General features: G+C 50.5%; 4 protein-coding genes and 1 tRNA gene (1 of these 5 running past the window's edge). All 5 read right to left on the bottom strand.

From position 1 onward, the window contains the following. Positions 1 to 157: 157 nt before the first annotated feature. Positions 158 to 907 carry an oxygen-insensitive NADPH nitroreductase gene (nfsA, locus tag VU18_RS07175; protein WP_047757856.1) on the bottom strand — a complete coding sequence of 250 codons (750 nt, stop codon included), beginning with the start codon at positions 905 to 907 and terminating at the stop codon, positions 158 to 160. Between the two features lie 95 nt (positions 908 to 1,002). Next, positions 1,003 to 1,836, bottom strand: a complete 834-nt coding sequence (locus tag VU18_RS07170; RefSeq protein ID WP_011231146.1) for a pirin family protein — start codon at positions 1,834 to 1,836, stop codon at positions 1,003 to 1,005. A 452-nt stretch (positions 1,837 to 2,288) separates the two neighbouring features. Further along, positions 2,289 to 2,618, bottom strand: coding sequence for a type II toxin-antitoxin system PemK/MazF family toxin (locus VU18_RS07165; protein ID WP_011231143.1), 330 nt, complete (start codon positions 2,616 to 2,618; stop codon positions 2,289 to 2,291). Then, on the bottom strand, positions 2,618 to 2,887 hold the full coding sequence (locus VU18_RS07160) for an AbrB/MazE/SpoVT family DNA-binding domain-containing protein (protein WP_011231142.1): 270 nt from the start codon (positions 2,885 to 2,887) through the stop codon (positions 2,618 to 2,620). Before VU18_RS07160 ends, VU18_RS07165 begins: the two co-directional genes overlap by 1 nt. A gap of 233 nt (positions 2,888 to 3,120) precedes the next feature. Then, a tRNA-OTHER gene (locus VU18_RS17300) sits at positions 3,121 to 3,148 on the bottom strand; it runs 62 nt beyond the window's last position.

The raw sequence follows: 3,148 nt of genomic DNA, 5'->3' as shown, positions 1-3,148 counted from the left end.
TTTTGCCAGTCTCGCCTTCGGTTCTTTTCGAGGCCATAACGTATAGCTGAAACTCCAGACAAAATCAATCACCAAAACCAATGTCCAACGGGCTGGCATAGTTTTCTCACAAATGGAATCGCCTGCAAGAAAAACCCCTCTTCCGAACGAAGAGAGGCTACCGTAAATTGAACCCTTTCCCTTCCACAAACTCCTTCATGTACATCCGGACTTGGCGGCTGAGCGTATCGGCCATCTGCCCGGTCCATGTGTCGCGGCGGCGGCCGTTTGTCCGCTGCTCATAATACGCCGAAACCGTTTCGTTGTAGCGTTGCAATTGTTCGAGGAATCGGGCGCGGTCTTGGTTGTATTCGTCCTCATGATAAACGTGTTCAAACGGCAGCCGCGGCTTTGGATCCGGCGTTTGCGCAGGATAGCCGACGGCAAGCCCGAACAGCGGAATGACCCGTTTCGGTATGTTAAGCAGTTGGCATACTTCCGGCAGGTTGTTGCGCAGCCCGCCAATGTAGCAGATGCCAAGCCCCATCGACTCCGCGGCAATGGCGGCGTTTTGCGCCGCAAGCGCCGTGTCAATCAGCGCAACCATAAACTTTTCCGTACTCTCAAGCGATGGAAGCACGTCTTTTCCTTCTAGCTCGCCAATGAGCTCATGGCGGTGAAAATCAGCGCAAAAGACAAAGAAATGGCCGTTATGCTCGACATAGGATTGATTTCCCGCCAGCTCGGCGAGCTTCCGTTTTTTCTCCGGATCTTTCACCCCGATGATCGAGTACGCTTGAACATAGCTTGAAGTCGATGCCGCCTGGGCGCATTCGACGATCGTGCGGATTTGTTCATCCGTGAGCGGCTGGTCTTCAAACCGGCGGATCGAACGGTGCTGGAGAATCGTTTCGATGACTTGGTTCATGACTATGTCCTCCTTGAACAGCCCAACGGCTTCTTTTTGTGAACATGATAACAAAAAAGAAAGAGCCATACAACGAATCGGCTCTTTCCCTTCCATTATCGCCCAAACCGCCCTTCCTGGTAATCGCGAATCGCCTCGCGGATTTGTTCCGGCGTGTTCATGACGAACGGCCCGTAGGCGACGACCGGTTCGTTCACCGGCTCGCCGGCATAAAGAAGAAGGCGGAGTTTTTCGCGGGCGGTCACGTTTAGCTCCGTTTCCTCGCCGCGGTTGTGGCGGCTGAAAAACAGCGCTTGCCCGGCTTTTCCTTCGATGTTGTCGGCACCGAACACGCCACTCCCCTCAAGAATGTACAAAAACCCATTGTAATGCCCCGGCAAATCTTGCACGACCGTTGTTCCCGGTTCGACAATCATTTCCACCATCGTGACGGGAACGATGTTTTTCGTCGGCGCTTTGACGCCTTTCGATGACCCGGAAAAGACCCGGATCGTCGCTCCCTCTTCCTTGCGCACGGGCATGTCTTTGGAGCGCAAGTTTTGGTAGCGCGGCTCGGTCATTTTGTACGCGCTCGGCAAGTTGACCCATAGCTGAAGGCTGTGCACGGTTGAACCGGACGCCGGGTCTTCCTTATGGACGACGCCGCGGCCGGCCGTCATCCATTGCACATCTCCAGGCCCGAGCGTGCTGTGGCCGGCTTTGCTGTCGAAATGTTCAAGCTCGCCGCTGATCACATACGTGACCGTCTCAATGCCGCGGTGCGGATGGACGTCAAACGTTCCTCGCTCAAAAATGTCTTCCATCAGCAGCAAAAACGGATCATACTCTTGCCAGTTCCCGGGCTCAAGCACCGAACCGCTGCGATGAATCGGACTGTTGGTGGTCATTTGCACGGTTTTCACGCGACGAATGCGGCGTTGAATCGCCATAACCTCTCCTCCCTTATGTTGCGCAATCCCGGCCGTTGCCGAAAGGAGTGCAGCTCAATCGGCAAACCGTTTCCTCCTTCATCGTACCGGATTCAACGAAAAACAGGCAAGTCATCTGCCTGAAAAATGGCGGCCATACCGCTCGCAAAAAACAAAAAACCTGCCGGCACTCGGCAGGTGGACGTTGGAAGAGGGATTCCAATCCCACCATAAAACTATTGATACAAGGATGAATGGACATGCTCGTTCATCACGTGCAAAATTTGTGCAAAATAATCTCCAGTGTGTCAATCCATGCAAAAAGGCGGGACAATCCGCCTTCTTTTCGTTGCTCGATTCTGCCTTTTTAACAAAATATCCGAAGGAAGTCTCCCGCCTCAAGGAGCGTGAAGGGCAAAAATGTACGCAAAAAGTATGCTAAAAGTGAACAAAAGGCCAATATAAATGGCCTTTCACGAAAGAAAAGTATGAATCAGATCCAAGCAATCCGAAACAACTTCATTGGGCGCCCGTCCTACTATTTGAAGCTGTCGGGCGCGCCAATCTAAACTTTTGACCTGATCGGTTAAAATCACGCCTTCAACGGCCAAGCCTGATGGCAATTCCACTTCAAATGGATATCCTTTTTGTTGCCGGGTGATCGGGCAAAGCACCGCAAACCCTGTCAATTGATTGAACCGCTTTGGTGATAGAACGATGCCGGGCCTTTTTCCTGCCTGCTCATGCCCTGCTTGTGGATTGAAATTGACGTAAACAAGATCCCCACGATCCGGCGCTTGCATCAGAACAATTCATTCCCTTCTGTTCCAAAATCAATTTCAGCATGGCGATTTTCCGGCGTGATTTTAGCCAAAAGTTCCTCCAATGTCGGCTTTTTCTTTTTCGGGATCAACTTGATCGCTTGGTTCTCAACGATCATCTCCACTTCTGATCCTTGATGAAGCGCTAAACGTTCAGCAATCACGCTTGGGATGCGAACCGCAAGGCTGTTTCCCCATTTTTGAACTGTTATTGTCATGATTGACACTCCTTTCTGTTTGTTTAATTCCATTATACCTCTCTCCTTTCATTTCGTATATACATAGTATATACATAAATTCAAAAAAAGATGCCATCGAGACGGTGTTTTCGATTCGAAACGAACGATTACGATTGATGATAAGACGCTGAACATAAAGATTTGAAGAAAAGTCAAAAGGATTCCCAAAAAATGAAAAACGACTGCCAACGCAGTCGTATCAAGGGTTTCATGATTTACAATTTGACAGGATCGGATATTAGAAATGGAGGAAGAGGGATTCGAACCCCCGCG

The organism is Geobacillus sp. ZGt-1, from assembly GCF_001026865.1.
GTDB lineage: Bacteria > Bacillota > Bacilli > Bacillales > Anoxybacillaceae > Geobacillus > Geobacillus thermoleovorans.
Note: the sequence above shows the minus strand (reverse complement) of the source record. Positions and strands in the feature narration are given on the sequence as shown.

Coding starts and splice junctions, on each gene's coding strand:
- nfsA (WP_047757856.1), bottom strand. CDS start 907: ATGAACCAAGTCATCGAAACGATTCTCCAGCACCGTTCGATCCGCCGG.
- VU18_RS07170 (WP_011231146.1), bottom strand. CDS start 1,836: ATGGCGATTCAACGCCGCATTCGTCGCGTGAAAACCGTGCAAATGACC.
- VU18_RS07165 (WP_011231143.1), bottom strand. CDS start 2,618: ATGCAAGCGCCGGATCGTGGGGATCTTGTTTACGTCAATTTCAATCCA.
- VU18_RS07160 (WP_011231142.1), bottom strand. CDS start 2,887: ATGGAATTAAACAAACAGAAAGGAGTGTCAATCATGACAATAACAGTT.